General features: G+C 28.2%; 24 protein-coding genes. All 24 read left to right on the forward strand.

Annotation, left to right across the window (positions count from 1 at the left end):
* The first annotated feature begins 41 nt into the window (after window positions 1–41).
* The 24 genes from AAHM98_RS00210 (at window position 42) to AAHM98_RS00325 (ending at window position 17,682) form a co-directional block, all read left to right on the forward strand.
* Window positions 42–299, forward strand: a complete 258-nt coding sequence (locus AAHM98_RS00210; RefSeq protein ID WP_342276518.1) for a hypothetical protein — start codon at window positions 42–44, stop codon at window positions 297–299.
* Window positions 300–305: 6 nt separating this feature from the next.
* Window positions 306–626 carry a hypothetical protein gene (locus tag AAHM98_RS00215; protein WP_342276519.1) on the forward strand — a complete coding sequence of 107 codons (321 nt, stop codon included), beginning with the start codon at window positions 306–308 and terminating at the stop codon, window positions 624–626.
* 17 nt (window positions 627–643) lie between these two features.
* Complete coding sequence (locus AAHM98_RS00220; protein WP_342276520.1) at window positions 644–1,330, forward strand: hypothetical protein; 687 nt, start codon at window positions 644–646, stop codon at window positions 1,328–1,330.
* A 94-nt stretch (window positions 1,331–1,424) separates the two neighbouring features.
* The gene (locus tag AAHM98_RS00225) at window positions 1,425–2,030 is read left to right on the forward strand and encodes a hypothetical protein (protein ID WP_342276521.1); all 606 of its coding nucleotides are present in this window, start codon (window positions 1,425–1,427) and stop codon (window positions 2,028–2,030) included.
* 180 nt (window positions 2,031–2,210) lie between these two features.
* Window positions 2,211–3,011, forward strand: a complete 801-nt coding sequence (locus AAHM98_RS00230) for a hypothetical protein (protein WP_342276522.1) — start codon at window positions 2,211–2,213, stop codon at window positions 3,009–3,011.
* Window positions 3,012–3,177: 166 nt separating this feature from the next.
* Complete coding sequence (locus tag AAHM98_RS00235) at window positions 3,178–3,306, forward strand: hypothetical protein (RefSeq protein WP_342276523.1); 129 nt, start codon at window positions 3,178–3,180, stop codon at window positions 3,304–3,306.
* A 147-nt stretch (window positions 3,307–3,453) separates the two neighbouring features.
* Window positions 3,454–3,768, forward strand: a complete 315-nt coding sequence (locus AAHM98_RS00240; protein ID WP_342276524.1) for a hypothetical protein — start codon at window positions 3,454–3,456, stop codon at window positions 3,766–3,768.
* Between the two features lies 1 nt (window position 3,769).
* Window positions 3,770–4,066 carry an ATP-binding cassette domain-containing protein gene (locus AAHM98_RS00245; protein WP_342276525.1) on the forward strand — a complete coding sequence of 99 codons (297 nt, stop codon included), beginning with the start codon at window positions 3,770–3,772 and terminating at the stop codon, window positions 4,064–4,066.
* 14 nt (window positions 4,067–4,080) lie between these two features.
* Window positions 4,081–4,695, forward strand: a complete 615-nt coding sequence (locus AAHM98_RS00250; protein ID WP_425289593.1) for an ATP-binding cassette domain-containing protein — start codon at window positions 4,081–4,083, stop codon at window positions 4,693–4,695.
* 485 nt (window positions 4,696–5,180) lie between these two features.
* Entirely contained in the window at window positions 5,181–5,435 is a 255-nt protein-coding gene (locus AAHM98_RS00255) for a hypothetical protein (RefSeq protein ID WP_342276526.1), read from the forward strand.
* A 116-nt stretch (window positions 5,436–5,551) separates the two neighbouring features.
* Window positions 5,552–5,878: a helix-turn-helix domain-containing protein gene (locus tag AAHM98_RS00260; RefSeq protein ID WP_342276527.1), complete on the forward strand. Its 327-nt coding sequence runs from the start codon at window positions 5,552–5,554 to the stop codon at window positions 5,876–5,878.
* Between the two features lie 246 nt (window positions 5,879–6,124).
* Complete coding sequence (gene upp / locus AAHM98_RS00265; RefSeq protein ID WP_342276528.1) at window positions 6,125–6,769, forward strand: uracil phosphoribosyltransferase; 645 nt, start codon at window positions 6,125–6,127, stop codon at window positions 6,767–6,769.
* Window positions 6,744–7,166, forward strand: coding sequence for a hypothetical protein (locus AAHM98_RS00270; RefSeq protein WP_342276529.1), 423 nt, complete (start codon window positions 6,744–6,746; stop codon window positions 7,164–7,166). Before upp ends, AAHM98_RS00270 begins: the two co-directional genes overlap by 26 nt.
* Window positions 7,167–7,226: 60 nt before the next feature.
* The gene (locus AAHM98_RS00275; RefSeq protein WP_342276530.1) at window positions 7,227–7,982 is read left to right on the forward strand and encodes a F0F1 ATP synthase subunit A; all 756 of its coding nucleotides are present in this window, start codon (window positions 7,227–7,229) and stop codon (window positions 7,980–7,982) included.
* 26 nt (window positions 7,983–8,008) lie between these two features.
* A complete protein-coding gene (gene atpE, locus AAHM98_RS00280; protein WP_342276531.1) occupies window positions 8,009–8,290 on the forward strand; it encodes an ATP synthase F0 subunit C in 282 nt (93 codons plus the stop codon).
* 33 nt (window positions 8,291–8,323) lie between these two features.
* Entirely contained in the window at window positions 8,324–8,851 is a 528-nt protein-coding gene (gene atpF, locus AAHM98_RS00285; RefSeq protein WP_342276532.1) for a F0F1 ATP synthase subunit B, read from the forward strand.
* 16 nt (window positions 8,852–8,867) lie between these two features.
* Complete coding sequence (locus AAHM98_RS00290) at window positions 8,868–9,410, forward strand: F0F1 ATP synthase subunit delta (RefSeq protein ID WP_342276533.1); 543 nt, start codon at window positions 8,868–8,870, stop codon at window positions 9,408–9,410.
* A gap of 12 nt (window positions 9,411–9,422) precedes the next feature.
* Window positions 9,423–11,006, forward strand: a complete 1,584-nt coding sequence (gene atpA, locus AAHM98_RS00295; RefSeq protein WP_342276534.1) for a F0F1 ATP synthase subunit alpha — start codon at window positions 9,423–9,425, stop codon at window positions 11,004–11,006.
* A 26-nt stretch (window positions 11,007–11,032) separates the two neighbouring features.
* Window positions 11,033–11,881, forward strand: coding sequence for an ATP synthase F1 subunit gamma (gene atpG / locus AAHM98_RS00300; RefSeq protein WP_342276535.1), 849 nt, complete (start codon window positions 11,033–11,035; stop codon window positions 11,879–11,881).
* 24 nt (window positions 11,882–11,905) lie between these two features.
* Window positions 11,906–13,645 (forward strand): F0F1 ATP synthase subunit beta, encoded by a 1,740-nt coding sequence (atpD, locus tag AAHM98_RS00305; RefSeq protein ID WP_342276536.1) that lies wholly within the window; start codon window positions 11,906–11,908, stop codon window positions 13,643–13,645.
* A 15-nt stretch (window positions 13,646–13,660) separates the two neighbouring features.
* Window positions 13,661–13,978, forward strand: a complete 318-nt coding sequence (locus AAHM98_RS00310; RefSeq protein ID WP_342276537.1) for a F0F1 ATP synthase subunit epsilon — start codon at window positions 13,661–13,663, stop codon at window positions 13,976–13,978.
* Window positions 13,979–13,980: 2 nt separating this feature from the next.
* The gene (locus AAHM98_RS00315) at window positions 13,981–14,208 is read left to right on the forward strand and encodes a hypothetical protein (RefSeq protein ID WP_342276538.1); all 228 of its coding nucleotides are present in this window, start codon (window positions 13,981–13,983) and stop codon (window positions 14,206–14,208) included.
* A 132-nt stretch (window positions 14,209–14,340) separates the two neighbouring features.
* Complete coding sequence (locus AAHM98_RS00320; protein WP_342276539.1) at window positions 14,341–16,389, forward strand: PTS transporter subunit EIIC; 2,049 nt, start codon at window positions 14,341–14,343, stop codon at window positions 16,387–16,389.
* A 612-nt stretch (window positions 16,390–17,001) separates the two neighbouring features.
* Window positions 17,002–17,682 (forward strand): DNA alkylation repair protein, encoded by a 681-nt coding sequence (locus AAHM98_RS00325; protein ID WP_342276540.1) that lies wholly within the window; start codon window positions 17,002–17,004, stop codon window positions 17,680–17,682.
* Window positions 17,683–17,836 lie beyond the last annotated feature (154 nt).

Consider the following 17,836-nt stretch of genomic DNA (forward strand, 5'->3'; position numbering starts at 1 on the left):
AAAATGATATAATTATACAAACAATTAATAAGGAGAACGTTATGACTAAACAAAATTTTAAATTTAATTGATGAAAAGCCATTCAATTCAGTGGTATTTTTTTAATTTTAATAGGTGTTATTTTTGCTTTTGCTTCCCTAAAAGTTAATATACTTTTATATTTTGGTTTAGTAACAGTATTAATTGGTGCCATTAATGTTTTAGTTTATTATATTTTTATTGGTTCAAGTAGTCATAAAAAATATTTACAAAAACAAAATATTAATAAATTAAAAATAACAACAAATACAACTAGGTAATAAACAATGAAAAATAAAACGAATAAAAAACATACTATAAAAACTATTTTAATTTTAGTAGTAGGAATAATTTTCTTACTTACTGGTATTACTTTAATAGTTATAAATCAAAATAAACTAAATTTTTCTCTATCTGTCCAACATAGTATAACTTTTATTCATGAAAAATTAGCATTAGATTATATTCTAATCATTATTGGAACACTGTTATTATCAATTCCCATTCTTTTCAAAACTTTAAATAGTGGTTATACTCAAACTAAAAAAGAAATTAAGCCAGAAACTATTTGAAAACGTAAAAAACAAAAAGTTAGTGAAGAAGGATAAACATAGGTGATTTAATTATGAGAAAAATTTTAACAGTATTTAAAGCAATTATTTTAACTTCTAGTCTTGCTATATTACCTATTGCTTGCATCAAAATTCAAAATCATCAAAGCAATGTTGATATTAGTCATATTACTATTGCTCCTACAAATGTTAGTGTTATTCTTGACCAAGATACTTATGATAAGGCATTAGATAACTTTAAAAAACAAGTTGCTAAAAAAATAACTGACCTTACTAGTAAAGGTCAAAAACCACAATATGGTCGTGATTATAAAATCATTATTGCTAATCATGATTTATATTCTAAAATTGAACTGTACGGTTTAATTGATGTTACAGTTCAAGCTGCTGTTACTACTCACATTTTAACAGGTCAATTTACAACAAAAATAAATTTAGTAAAGCCAGTGCAAGATATTAGTAATATTAAAATTCAAGAACAAACTTATAGTTCTACTGTCATTGGCACTACTACTTTTAAAGAAACTATAGCAAATTTGCTACCAATCATTCAAACCCAAATCAGTGCTATTGATAATAGTGCCAAAAAAGATATTGATTATGTTGTTAACGTTGAAGGACATGAATTAGCAGCAGTTATTACAAAACTTGGTGAAGTGAACATTAATGTTGATGCTATTGATGATGAATATCATTGTTTACTAACTGGTACTTTTACTTTTGTCTTAACTATTAGTTAAAAATTTAAGTGTTATAATCTAAATTAGGAAGGTTAGAAATATATGTTATTTTTTCAAAAATAAAATTTTGTTTAGAAGGACATAGATTGATTATATGAAAAAAATCTTAATGTCAGTCGCAACACTAGCATTATCAACTAGTTCATCAATAACATTGATGACTAATAATACTAAAATAAATCAACTAACTACTAATAATGAAAAAACCGTATCACCCATTACTACAAGCATTGGTTATAGTAATTATTGAAGCATGTGAGCAAATTGAAGTACAACTGAGACTTATACTGATGATACATCTTCATATTTAGCAATCGACCATTATGATTATATTGATACATGAAGTGATTTTATTACTAAATATCCAAGTGTTACAATTGAAACGTCAGGAAAAGCTGTTTCACCAGCAACGTTTGGTGATGTGGGAAACGGGAAATTTGGTACATTTCATTTTGATACTGTTACTTTTGTTGATACTGAACAAGTTAAATATATAAATTTTGTTGATGCCAATGATAGTAAATCTTCATCATATAATATATCAGTTACTATTGGGTTAGGATTTCAAAGAGTAGGAACAAAATTATATTTACATCCAAAAATTAGTGGCACTATTACTAGTGTTGGAGCTTATGTTAGAACATTAGATTTTGGTTTAAGTGTTTCTACTATTACTTTTAACCCAAAGCGAACTATTTAAACATAAAATAATTAGATATGCAATTAAATTCGCATATCTAATTTCATAATATTCATTTAAGGAGTAACTAATATGTTTAAAACAAAAACTTATGAACATAAGTTTTATTTAATCACTATCAAAGACCTTTTAAAAACAAAAGTTACTTAATTTTTTTCAACATTTCTATTTATAGTTTTATTGTTATTTACCATTTTTAGTATTAACACATATGGTAATCCAGAAAAAAATATGTTTAAAATCATTAGTTTTTATCAGCGGTTATTACTAATTTTGTATTTACCATTAATAGCATTTTATTCTGCTTATATTACAATTAAAATTTATAGTCAACAAATTGATAATGGTATTATATTAGTTTATACATCATTGCCACTATCAAAGACTAAAATTTCATTTTATAAAATTTTAGGATTAATATCATTTTTATTAGTAATATCTGGGTTTTTTGCTGTTATAAATGGTAGAACTTATTTTAATGCTTTAATGTTAGATATTATTAAAACCTGACCTTTAATTAGTATTTTCCTTTGCACCTTTGTATCTTTAGTTTTTTTAATTTCGGTTTGGTGTGGTTCTAAACTAACAATATTATTATCATCTATTTTTACTTTTATTTGTGCCATTTCAATGGTTATTTTACCAATGCTACAAGCAGTAAAAGAGTCTCAACACTCTTATTGAAATTTTTCACAAAATGAAAAATTTAAAGATGGTCTAAATAATGCAAACCTTAGTTCCAATTTTATTGGCAAAGATTTATTTAACATTGAAGATATTAAATATTTATATCATAATGGTATCTTATCTGATCAACCAAATCCAAATTTACTTGATGATAATAATCCTTTTACTTTTAGTTTGTTTGATAGATCAACAAAAAGCAAAGTTGATTTAAAAACTCAATTTAATAACACAACTCATATTAAAACTAGTGCACAAACTTTAATTAATATTTTAAAAAAATCAATCACCAATTAAATAACAGTATAGCAGTTTTGTTTATAGTACTGACATTACTCCAACTAGTAAGTTTAACCAAGACACTTATGATGAAGAAAATGATATCATAAATAACGTAAATAACACTAATTATAAAAACCAACTTAACAATGATAAAGATGAATGAAAATCAAAAACTAATAGTTTGAAAAAATATGACATTAATTATCAGTTGGACTATCGAGACTTTGCTGTTGTTTTATGAACAATTTATCATCAATTAGGCTTAACAACAACACTAGCAGATATTAAATCAAACTTAACTGAAACTTAATTTCGAACTAAAATTAATTTAATCGGTAATCTTAATATTTTTAATTATATTTTAGATAAAACAATTGAATATACTAAACCTCATAAATATAAAAATAGTTCAACATCACCAGAATATCCAAATCTTTATACAGATATAAAAAAAAGTATGAAGTCAAACTGAAACTCTTTTGCTATAAATCCGCTTATGAACGTTGCTACTAGTTTACTAATGATGCCAACTAATGATAATAAGAGTGATAGTAACCTTTTAATTGGAATTATTTCATCTCCTACTTTAGTATACCCCTATACATATGATATTAATAATATTTATGAATTAAACAATGATACTGTTATTGTAACTAGTGCTGAACAAAAACCAATTATTAATATTTATGGAGTGGGGGTCACTTATCTTATTATTGCCTTATTATTTTTCACTATCAGTTTTGTTATCATTCAGAGAAAGGATGTTAGTTAATATGAGCAGTAATCAACAAGTTTTAACTATTACTAATCTTAATAAAACTTTTAAAAGTAACCATGTATTAAAAGACTTAAGTTGTACCCTTGAACAAGGCAAAGTTTATGGATTAATTGGAAAAAATGGTGCTGGCAAAACTACTTTAATTAAATGTATTATTGGAGCTTTACTTACTGACAGTGGTAAAATCTTAATCAATAATATTTCTAATCAGAAAACTAAAGAAAAACCACCAATTGCTTACATACCTGAAAAAATACTTTTCCCAATGAATATAATACTAAGCAATTTCTAACCCATATTGCTACCATTAAAGGTAATAGTAAAACTCAAACTAAATTAATAGTAAACAATATTTTACAACAATATAATTTATCTAATATTGCTAAAATTAACCCTAATAAATTATCTAGTGGTATGCAAAAGCAATTAATGATTGATGCTATGCTTATTGGTGACCCCAATATTATAATTATGGATGAACCAACTGTTAATTTAGACCCCAATAACCGTTTCATTTTTTTTACTAAAATTAACACTTTTAAAATTCAAAACAAGACAGTAATTATTTCCTCACATATTCTTGATGAATTAGCCAATGTTGCTGATGAATTTTTAATTTTAGATGAAGGGAAAATTACTACTAAAGAATTTATTAATAAAAATGATAATTATTGTGTAATTAAAACCTTTACCGAAGATGATTTTACAAAAATATTAGATGCATTAGAAAACCAAATCGTACAAATTATTAAAACTGATAAAACAAATAACGAAGCCATTTTACAATTAAAACTTAATATTAAAATTCAAGATATTAATTATTTAGCATATAAAAATAAAATCACACTTGCTAAGTGTGAAAAATATCAAGATCAAATTTCTGATATTTATCATATTTTTAATTCTAATGAACCAAAATAAAATTAAGATTACTTATTATTAAAATTAGTAAATGTTATACTTTTATTTTCATTTATTTATTTTTATTGTTCTTTTTTTAACATTATTATAAGATGATGACATTCATAATTTGTAAAAGTAATGTTTTATGAAAAAACGTTGAAAACTATGGGGAATATGATAGTCTTTACTTATAAACATAGCAGTTTTTAACCCATTACCTTTATTCTTAAAGTGAATGGGTTTTTATGTTGAAATGAGAAGAAAAGGAGACAAGATAATGGGAAATGAAAGTATTTTAAGTGTAATTGAAAAACAAAAAATAGAACTACAAAAAAACAAGAATCAAATTCAAATCAAATTAAAAAAATAGTGTTTGAAAGAGATTTTTAATTTGCCTTAGTTGTGGTTTATATAATCCTATTGCTAAATTAAAAGAACAAAACAAAAACCTTACTTTAGAAATTGAACATTATGATGATTTACTTGAATTTTCTAATAAAGGGGTGGTTGTTTTAGAAGAAAGTTGTACAGAACTTCAAAATCAAGAAAAATTAAATGATGGAGTTATTAGCAGTAATAAAGAAAAATCAAAAAAATACGTAGAAATATTAACAAATAAAGAAAATCTTCTTGCTGAACTTGCTGTTAAAAAACAAACAGAACCTGCTGATATTTTTGATAGCAAAGTGAAAAGAGATATAAATAAGGAACATGCCAATACTGGATCACCGTTTAGTAGTATAGTTAAAACCTACTAAAGATATCTAATTAATTTTAATGGCTAGGTACTCATTTACGACGGCTAGTTTTGTTTCTTTTGAATAAGTCTTATAAGTTCATTGTTTCCTCCTATAGTGTTAATTATAAGTACAAATTGAAATATTTATTAAACTTATCTAGCTCATGCCGAAAAGAAATAGTCAGACTATTTAGAAATGGAACAAGTGTAAAAGAATTAGCTAACAACTATGGAGTTTCTACCCATCAAATTAGTAATATCTTAAGAGATTTCATTAAATATGGAGATAAAAGTTTTACAATTAGAGAATCAGGTAAACAATCTTTTAATACCCTTCTTAGTGAAGAACAGCAAAAAATTCATTTATTGGAAAAGAAAATTAAGAAACTAGAGGTGCAAGAGGAATTATCAAAAAAATTGGAGACTTATCTTGAACAAATAAAGACCAACAAAAGTGAATAATTGTTAACTTTATTTTAAAAAACCAAAAACAATACGGAATTCATCCCATATGCGATAATTAAATTTAATTCTTCATCGATGAATTAATTTAAAGGACAATGATAATGTCTCATTTCAGTGTGCAAAAATTTATTTACTTTTTTATTGTTATTTTATTGATTTATAAATTAAAAGGCGTAAAATTTCATATTAGTATATATTTTATTTTTTGAAATATAAACATTAAAAAATGAAGGAGTATTTTTAGTGGAAAATAATAAAAATTTATTTATTGTAAACCATCCTTTAATACTAGATAAGCTAACAAGAATTAGAAATCAGAATACACAAAAAAAAGATTTCAAAGAAAACTTGAGTGAAATTTCTACTTTAATGGCTTATGAAGTGTTTAAAAATTTACCAGTAGATGACATTGAAATCCAAACTCCAATAACTAAAGTTACTGGTAAAACATTAAGTAAAACTATTATTCTTTGTCCTATCTTACGAGCAGGTTTAGGAATGACGAACGGTTTTGAATATGTAGTACCTAATGCTATTATTAGTCATATTGGACTTTATCGTAATGAAGAGACATTAAAACCACATAATTATTTTTTTAAGTATCCAAAAAATATTGCTAACATGGATGATGCTTTAGTATTCATTTTAGATCCAATGCTTGCCACAGGTGGCACTGCTAATGCTGCCATTAAAGAGTTAAAAAAAGTTGGATTTAAACACATTACTTTAGTCGCCATTGTTGGTGCACCAGTTGCCATTAAAAAAATTGAACAAAAAAACCCAGATGTTAAAATATACCTATCAGCATTAGATAAAAATTTAAATGATGATGGTTATATTGTTCCTGGTTTAGGTGATGCTGGTGACAGAATTTTCGGAACTAAATAAAGAAAAATGACTTTTTAAAGTTAAAAATAATTTTTTTTTAGCAATATTAGCGACAATGGTCAGTTATTGATTATTAATTAATACTGTATTAGTCATAACTGTTATAATTAATACACAATATTGATTATTGTTTAGTGGCTTTAATGTTGGATTCTTAGGGAGTGCCATTGGTTTTGGATTTCTATGTTTAGCATCAAGATGATTAACCAGTGGTAAACCCTTTCGACAAACTTTAGCTTATTTTGGTTTCATATTAAGAATGATTATTTATGGCACAATTATTATTTTAATCATTTTTTTCCATTTTGCTAATTTAATTACAACCATTGTTGGAATGTCAATATTAATGGTAGCTACCATTACAGCACAATTATGTGTATATCAAAAGAAAAAATAAAAAGAAGGAATTTACATGCAGTTGTTAGCAGGGCTAGATAGTTGGAATTATCTCCAAATTATGCCCCAACTCGTAACAATTTTTATAACTACTATCTTTATAGTCGTTATTAGTTATATTTATTATTACAAAGTTAAACGTATGAAGGCTGATGAAGAACCACGAGGAATTGTCTTAGTTGTTGAGTTAGTTATCAAGTCAGTAGAAAAAAATGTTGTTGATGTACTTGGTAGCAAATACAAAAACTTAACAATTTATCTATTGTACGTAATGAGTTATATTTTGATAGGTAACTGATTGTCAATTATTGGTTTTGAATCACAATCTTCAATGTATACAGTTACTCTGTCAATGGCCATGGTAACATTTGTTGGAATATATTTTGTAGGAATTAAATTTCAAAAATTATTATTTTTTAAAAAGTTTGTTGTTAATCCCTTAGAATTAATTACTCAATTTGCACCTTTAATTTCATTATCATTCCGTTTATTTGGTAATATTTTAGGAGGAAGTATTATTATAAGTATGCTTTATGGTGTTACTGGTATGGTTTGAGGTGAAATACCAATCATTGGCCAAATGAACTTATTGATTGGTCTTATGGGTCCTTTCTTGCATATTTATTTTGATTTATTTGCCGGAAGTATTCAAGCTTTAATTTTTGGAACGTTAACCCTTGTTTATTGGAAATTGCAAATGGATGAAGCGAGTCATAAAAGCGAACTCACTGTTAAGTTACCAAGGAAATTACGGAAACAACAAATGGATTCTGATGAGGAAATGTGCTTAGAACGCCTTATTATGGAACGTAAATAAAAAAAAGAAAAAGAGGAGAGTTTATTATGGAAATATTAACACACTTAGTGCACTGATTTAATTTTTTAGCAGCAGCAGACGGATTAACAAACTTAAAATATGTGGGAGCAGGATTATCAACTATTTCTTGTGCTGGTAGTGGGATTGGTCAAGGTTTTGCCGCTGGTAAAGCTGTTGAAGCGGTATCACGTAACCCTGAAGTTGAATCAAAGATTAGAACGCAATTTGTTATTGGTGCAGCTATTGCCGAATCTGGTGCTATTTATGGTTTAGTTGTTTCACTAATCTTAATTTTTGTAGCAAGGTAAAATATAACATAGTTACTAAAGAAGGTGAATTTTATGAATTTTAATTTTAATGCTATTGTATCTGGTGACGATATAGTAAACCAACTATTTCCTAACTTACCTGTATTCATAGCTCATATTTTTGCATCAGTAATTTTATTACTAGTACTTTGAAGATGAGTATATGCTCCTTTTCGAAAAGCACTGCACGGTCGTCATTTAGCAATTAAAGACAAACTTGATGATGCTGCTAGTAAACAATCACTAGCTAACCAAGATCGTGGAGAAGCTAGTCAAATTTTAAAAGTTGCTAAAATCGAAGCGCAAGAAATTATTGTTAATGCTCAAAATGATGGTTACAACAAACGTAAAGAAATTATTGATAAAGCACAAGATGAAAGTATGCGTATTACTAATCAATCAAAACGTGATTTAATTCGTGCTCGTAAAGAAGCAGAAGCTCAAATTAACGAACAAATTAAACAAGTAGCTTTAGAAGCTGCTAAAAAGATTATCGGTTCAGAAATTAATGCTAAAAAACATGAACAATTGATTGATGACTTTATTAAAGAATTAGAATAGTAGGTGAAAGATAACTATGATGGATGAAGATGTAGTTAATCAATGAAGTAATGGTCTTTTTCAACTAACAAAAGAAATAAAAAAAGTTACTGAGTTTGCTGAAGAAAGTAACCAATTAATTGATATTTTTGTTACTTACCCCGATTTTATTAACATTGCGAGCAGTAGTAATTTAACAACTGAATTAAGAAAATCAATTATTATTGCTACTTTTCAAAATCGTATTAAGCCTTATTTGTTAAATTTTTTCTTATTGTTAATTGACCAACATCATTTCCGCTACGTACGATTAATTCTTAAAGAATTTCGTAAGATTTGTAATGAATATCATGATATTCATTATGGAATTATTTATTCTGTTGTTAAACTTTCTTCACAACAAATTAAAAAAATTCAAGTTAAGATTGAAAAAATTATTAATTATAAAATTGAAGTAGTGAATAAAATTGATGAATCACTAATTGGTGGTATCAAAGTTAAAGTTCAAAATCAAGTTTTTGATGGTTCAATTAAAGGTCAAATTGAACGATTAAAATCACAATTATTAAATCATGAATAGAGGTAAAATTAAGTGTCCTTAAATGTTAATCAAATTTCAGAAATTATTAAAACCCAAATTAAAAATTATGGTAAAAAAATTAGTGCCAATGAAGAAGGTACAGTTGTTACTGTGGGTGACGGAATTGCCTTAGTTCATGGTTTAGATAAGGCTATTAATGGTGAATTAGTGCTGTTCCCTAAAAGTAATGTCTATGGTATGGTTCTTAGTTTAGAAGAAACTGCTGTTGGTGTGGTGTTAATGGGTAATGATACAGAAATTTGTGAAGGTGATAGTGTTAAAAGAACTGGTAATGTTGTAGAAACGCCAGTCGGTAATGCTTTACTAGGTCGTGTTGTTAATGCCTTAGGTCAAAAAATTGATGGTAAAGGTCCTATTAAAACAACAAAAACTCGTCCTGTGGAAAAAATTGCCCCAGGAGTTATGACAAGAAAATCAGTCTCACAACCATTAGCTACTGGATTATTATCGATCGATGCTATGATTCCTATTGGTAAAGGGCAAAGAGAATTAATTATTGGTGACCGTCAAACTGGTAAAACAACAATTGCTATTGATACAATTATTAATCAAAAAGGCAAGGATGTTAAATGTGTTTACGTTGCCATTGGACAAAAAGCCTCAACAGTTGCTCAAATTGTTGATAAACTAACACAGTTAGGCGCTATGGAATATACAACTATTGTTTGTGCCACTGCTAGTGAAGTAGCACCGCTCCAATACATAGCTCCGTATACTGGAATTACTATTGCCGAAGAATGAATGGAACAAGGTCAAGATGTACTAATTGTTTATGATGATTTAAGCAAACATGCCGTTGCTTATCGTGCTATTTCATTACTACTAAGAAGACCACCAGGACGTGAAGCATATCCTGGAGATGTTTTTTACTTGCATTCACGTTTATTAGAACGTGCAGCTCGTTTAAATGAAAAACATGGTGGTGGGAGTATTACTGCTTTACCGATTATTGAAACACAAGCAGGTGATATTTCTGCCTATATCCCTACTAACGTTATCTCAATTACTGATGGTCAAATCTTTTTAATGTCAGAATTATTTAATGCTGGAATTCGTCCTGCTGTTGATGTTGGTCTATCAGTATCAAGGGTAGGTTCGTCAGCCCAAATTAAAGCCATTAAACAAGTTGGCGGAACGTTAAAATTAGAACTAGCCCAATTTCGTGAATTACAAGATTTTTCTCGATTTGGTTCTGATTTAGATGAAAACACAAGAGATATTATTGAACATGGAAAACGTTCAATTGAAATTTTAAAACAAAAACAAAATGAACCGTTAAGTCAAATTGATCAAGCAATTATTTTATTAGCAGTTAAAAATAAAGCTATTAGATGATTGCCAGTAGAAATGATGGATACGTTTAAAAAAGAAGTTATTATTTATTTCCAAAAACAACAACGTAAAAGTTATTTAAAATTACAACAAGAGCAAGCATTTTCTCCTGATTTACAAATAGCTATTAGTGAAGGAATCATAAATGTTGTTTATAATTTAGTTAAAAAACTTAACAACTATAATCCTAAATTATATGGTAATCCAGAACAATGAGAAGAATTAACTAAGAATTTCAGATAATTCTTCAGAAAGGTAAGGCGTAATTTATGGCACAAAGTATGGAACAAATTCGTTGACGAATTAAATCAGTTAATATTAGCTATAAAATAACTAAAGCCATGCAATTAGTTTCAACTGCTAAGTTAAAAAAAGTTGGTAAAAGAATTGAAGTTATTAAACCTTACTATTCTGAAGTTTATAACACTTTTAATCAACTAATTCCTAAACTAAATAATTCCATTTATTTAAAATCAAAAGACCAAGTAATTAATAAAACCATTTGATTAATCTTTAATTCTAATTTAGGACTATGTGGTGGTTTTAATAATAATCTAAATAAAGTAGTAATGGAACAGTATCAACCCCAAGATGAAATAGTTATTATTGGTAGTAAGGGAGTTTCGTATTTCACAAATCATCATTGTAATATTATTCAAAGTTATATTGATTTTAATACTGAATCTTCATATAATGATTCCCAAGAAATATCATTACTATTGCTTTCTAAATTTAATAACAAAGAAACTGATGGAATTAAAGTTGCGTATACTAAATATGTAAATACCGTTACCACAATTCCTACTATTATTGATTTATTGCCAATTGTCCCTATTAAAACTAATCAAAAAACACTAATTCAAACTGATTTTGAACCAGACCCTGAGACAGTGATTGCTAGTGCTATTCCCCTATATGTTGGTTCAATTATTTATGGTGCTTTAGTAGAATCACAAATATCAGAACAAGCATCACGAAGATTAGCCATGGAAAATGCTTCTAATAATGCTAATGATATTAAAAATAATTTACTAGTAACATATAATCGTGCCCGTCAAGGAGCTATTACCCAAGAAATATCGGAAATTATTGGTGGCGCCAGTGCCCAAGAATCATAATAGTAATTAAAGGAGAAGAGCAAAATGGCAAGTATAAAACCAAAAAAACAAACTAAAGAAAAATATGAAAATCCTACTTTACCAGAGAATAATAAAACCTTTGTTAAGGAAGAAAATTTTCAAACAATTTTTGATCATAAAAAAATGACTGTTGAAATCATTGACACAAGTAAACCTGAAGCTTTAGTTAAAACAGTTGATGATAAACTTAATATAGAAAAGTTAAAATCTGAAGTAAAACCAAAACTAGAAAAATCAAAATTAGATTTAAAAACAAAGTCAAAAGACACTAGTAACCAAAAAGTTGAAAAGAAAACAGTTGTTGAAGTTAAATCTAAAACTGAATCAAAAGATAGTGTCAAAACTACAGTCAAAAAGAATATTGGAAAAATAATTAAAATTTCTGGGCCTGTTATTGATATCCGTTTTGATGACAACAGTTTGCCTAATTTAAATAATGCTGTTAGTATTGACAATCAAGGTCAACAATTAATTGTTGAAGTTTCCCAACATATTGGTGATGATACCGTACGTTGTATTTCTATGGGTCCTACTGAAGGATTACGTCGTGGTTTAGATGCTATTGACCTAGATGGTCCCATCTCTGTTCCTGTTGGTGAAGAAGTTTTAGGACGTCTTTTAAATGTTTTAGGTGATGTAATTGATGAAAAGCCAGAAATCAAATCTAAATTACGTTATCCTATTCACCGCAATGCCCCTAGTTTTGATGAAATTCAATCAAAAGCTGAAATTTTAGTAACTGGAATTAAAGTTATTGATTTGTTAGCACCATATGCCAAGGGTGGTAAAATTGGTTTATTTGGTGGCGCTGGAGTTGGTAAAACAGTATTAATCCAAGAACTAATTAATAATGTCGCTAAAGAACATGGTGGAATTTCTGTCTTTGCTGGAGTTGGAGAACGAACACGTGAAGGAAATGACTTGTACTATGAAATGCAAGAATCAGGTGTTATTGATAAAACAGCTTTAGTTTTTGGTCAAATGTCCGAACCACCAGGTGCTCGTATGCGAGTTGCTTTAACAGGTTTAACAGTTGCTGAATATTTCCGTGATGAAAAACAACAAGATGTTTTATTATTTATTGATAATATTTTCCGTTTCACGCAAGCTGGTAGTGAAGTTTCAGCCTTATTAGGAAGAATGCCTTCTGCTGTTGGATACCAACCAACCTTATCAACAGAAATGGGAACTTTACAAGAGCGGATTGTTTCAACTAAACGTGGCTCAATTACCTCAGTACAGGCCGTTTATGTGCCTGCTGATGACTTAACTGACCCAGCTCCTGCTACAACCTTTACTCACTTAGATGCTAAGATTGTGTTAGACCGTAATATTGCTGCTTTAGGACTTTATCCTGCTGTTCATCCATTACAATCATCTTCAAGAATGTTAGACCCTGCTATTGTTGGTCAAGACCATTATGATACAGCACGAAGAGTAGTAGAAATGATTCAACGTTTTTCTGAACTTGAACCAATTATTGCTATTTTAGGTATGGATGAACTAAGTGAAGAAGACAAAAAAGTAGTGGCACGTGCTCGAAGAATACGTAACTTTTTCTCACAACCATTCCATGTCGCCGAAAAGTTTTCTGGACTAAAAGGAATTTATATTTCTATTGAACAAACAATTACTAGTTTTAAAGAAATTTTAGATGGTAAATGTGATGATATTCCAGAACAAGCATTCTTATATGTAGGAACAATTGACCAAGTACTTGAGAAAGCTAAAAATTTAAAATAATGGTTGGTGAATAATATGGCATTAAATTTTAAAATTATTACTCCCAACGGTATTCTTTTTGATGGTGAAGTTGAGTGAGTTAACGTTAAAACTACGGAAGGTTATATCGGTATTTTTGAATGACATATACCGTTAATTGCAAATATTCAAATCTCTAAGATGTCATTTAAAGTTAAACAAAAAGTACGTAATTTAACAATTTCAGGTGGTCTTTTAGTTACAGATTTACACTCTGTTCGTATTATTAGTGATAAAGTTGAGTATACATCAATTTTAAAAGCAAAAGAAACGCAAGTATCAGATGAACGTATTAAACGCGTTAGTGGTGCTTAATTATGATTAAGGATCCCACTTTAGTTAAATGAGTTATTGAAATATCAATTTATCTTTTTAGTTTTATTGCTAGCGCTTTTGCTATTAGATCAGTTCCCTTTAATAAGTTTTTAAATCATAGCCGAGTTAAAGAAGCATGAGTATTATATATGTTAACAACATTGGTTTTTACATATTGTATAGGTACTTTAATTATTAATTTTATTGGTTTAGATATTTGGTTTAGTTAAATATTAGTATAAATTTCGAATTGAATTTTTTCTGTTTTTTGAAAAAATATATAACATTTCTTTATTATTATTGCTAATTAAAAAAGTAAGTGTATAATTTTTTTATAATTAGGTTAGAAAGGGGGTGAAAAAATGAAAAAATTTTTTCATAAGAGAAACTCGTCTGGAGATAGCAATCCTAGTTTTAGTTTTAAAGGTTCTTTTAATAAACTAGGTGGTTATATGTTTGGTCGTATGCAAAATTTAGCAAGAGCTATTGTCTTGCCCATTGCTACTTTACCGATTGCTGGTCTATTACTAGGAATTGGTGGTGGAGTTGCTACTGCTTTAGGGAAATTACATAATGCTGATCATCTAACAGCATTGATTAGAATTTTTGGTGTTATGCAAGCAGCAGGTAATGTTGTTTTTGCTAACTTAGGTTTAATCTTTGCTATTTCCATTGCTTTTGGTTTTGCTAGAGCAAGTAAAGGTGTAGCAGCGTTATCTGGATTTATTACGTTTGCTGTTATGACATCAGTTATTAATGGTTTATTCTTTTATGATTCTGAGACAGGAGTTTTAGGATTTGATCCATGAAATTTAGGTGGTGGTGTAAGTATCAAAGATGATAAATCAGGAGTATTTGGTAATGTTTTAGGATTATTTCCAACAATTGATACTTCAGTTTTAGGTGGTATTCTTGTTGGGTGATTAATTTCTGTTGTTCACAATCGTTCTTATAACATCCGTATGCCAAGAGTATTAGCTTTCTTTGGTGGCGAAAGATTTGTACCAATTCTTGCTGTTTTTCTTGGATTAGGGATGGGATTAGCGTTCTTCTTTATTTGACCAGCATTATTAGTTGCATTTAGAGCCATGGGCCATGGATTAGCAACAGGTATGAATACAGGGACTTTAACCGATAATACGTTAACGGGGGGTCAAAACTTTCATCCAACAGCTGGTGGTGCCTTTATTGCTATGTTCTTTGGTATTACTGAGCGTTTACTAATCCCGACAGGATTACATCACGTACAATACACACCATTTTGATATACATCAGTTGGTGGTACTTGACATTATATTGATAAGGGTGCTTCTAAGACCGCTGTTGGTGCTTACAATATTTTCTTTGCTCAATTTGCTGCAGGTGGTACTGGTCATATGAACCAAACACCAGGGACAATGTTTATGAGTGGTCGCTTTGCTTTCATGCAGTATGGTTATCCATTTGCTGCCTTAGCAATGTGGAAATTAGCAAGACCAGAAAATAAAAAACTGGTTGGTGGAATCTTAGGTTCTGCGGCGTTAACTTCATTCTTAACAGGTATTACTGAACCAATGCTATTTTCATTCTTATTTGTGGCACCGTTATGTTTCGCATTTCATGCCTTTATGGCGGGAATTAGTTTCATGATGGCATATTTACTAAATATTGTTGTCGGTCAAGGTTTTGCTGCTGGATTTATTGACTTCTCATTCTTCGGAATTTTACCAGCTGCGCTTGGTAAAGCAACAGGATTCTACTGAATCTTTGTTATAGGATTAATAATGGCGCCAGCTTATTACTTTGGTTTCTATTACATTATTAAGTGACGAAACTACAAAACTTTAGGACGTGAAGAAGGTGAACTTGCTACAAACATTGCTATGCAAAGTGTTGAGGCTTCATTGGATAAATCTTCTAAAAAAGGAAGAACAAAAGCAGGGAACTTGTTACTTGGCCTTGGTGGTGCATTAAATATTGTTGATATTGATGCTAATGATAAAGTGCTAACAGCTACTTTAGAAGATGCTAATATATCTTCAAAAGCATTGCTAAGACTAAGTGGTACTAAGTCAGTAAAAATAGTTGGTAATAAAATAGAAATTATTTATCCTGATGGTGCTCAGGATATGCACACACAGTTACAAGAAGAAATGACAAAAGCACCAGTTGCAACTTCAAAAGATAAAAATAGCGATATGTTAGAAAGTATCTTTTTAGGTCTAGGTGGTCGCGATAATATTAAAATTTTAGATAATTGTGCAACAAGACTACGAGTTACGGTTATTGATGAAACTAAAGTTGATGATAAAATCTTAAAATCAACAGGAGCAGCAGGTATCTTTAAAAAGGGTATAGCTATACAAGTAATCTATGGACCACAAGTAGGTAACATCAAAAATGATTTACTAAAAACTTGATCACCAAAATAAACTATTAATTATTATTAATAATCTTCGGACTTTTATACTTTACAGATTTAATGTATCTACTCCTAATAAACGGATTAAATATATTGTCCACAAGGTGTAAAAGTCCATTTTTTTATGAATAATAAGGGGGTAAAATTAAAATATGAAATTAAATAAAGTTCTATTATTGACAGTTATACCTATCTCAATTGTAAGTTCTACGATAACCAATACTTATAGAAATATTAACCATATTAGAATTTCAAGTCTAACCAATGAAGATAATAGAAAATCATTAACATTAACAATAAACTTGATAATACTATTCACACTGGTGAAGAAACTAATTTACAACATACAAATATTTCTGAAATTATAGCAGCTATTACGCAAGAAATTGCAACATAGAGGTGACCCTCTCACAAATTGAGATATAAACATATAGTTAAATTAATTATCAAATTGTAATCCTAAGTGTAAAATTTTTAAAATCTTTAAGTCCAAAAATAACACTTAAAGATTTTTTTTCAATTTTTTAAGTATCAATTTTAAATAATGTTATTATCTATAACGTAAGGACCACAAAAGGAACAGTTTTTATGAAAGTAGAAATTACTTGAAAGGAAATATAAAATGGATAAATTTACCAATATTATGAATGAATTAACAACTATTTTTACTAGTAATGCCAATAGTACTATTAAAATTAAACAAGAAAAGTTTTTAGTAAATAATTTTTCTTTCTATGGTATTTTAACTAGTAAACGGAAACCAATAGTAAAACCAGTTATTACTAATTGTAATAAAATTTTAACGTTGCAAGAAAAGAAAATTTTATTTGAAAAAATGTATAAACAACCAAATCGTGAATTTCAATATACAGCAATAGAATTTTTAAAATTTTGATGAAAGAAAAATTTAACTTTTAATGATTTAAATTGATTGTTACCAATTATTAAGTATAATATTTGATGAGATACTACTGATTACTTTGATGATATTTTTGGAGTTCTAATTTTTAGTAATGATGATGTTAAAGTTAGAAATGAATATTTATTTAAATTAATTAATGATGAAAATGATTGAATTAAAAGAATTGCTATTCAATCACAATTAATGTTTAAAATAAAAACTGATATTGATTTACTTCTTACATTAATTAAGCCCTTGTTAGTAACAAATAATTTTTATTTAATTCGCAGTATTGGATGAGCATTACGAAATGCAGCACTTATTAATCCAACAAAAATCAACCAGTTTATTAAAGAAAATAATGTTAGTAAAAAAATAATTAGTGTTATTAATGAACACTAATTAATAATTGTAGTATAGTAATTAAATGAAAACAAAATAATTTGTTTCAGCACTAAAAATTTCCTAACTTTTATGTTAAAATGATAAAGGTTTTATTACAAAAAAGTAATAAATATTATTAGAAAGTAATACAGAAAATAAATGGTGATTTAAT

It is taken from the genome of Spiroplasma endosymbiont of Nebria brevicollis (assembly GCF_964030895.1).
Taxonomy (GTDB): domain Bacteria; phylum Bacillota_I; class Bacilli_A; order Mycoplasmatales; family VBWQ01; genus Spiroplasma_E.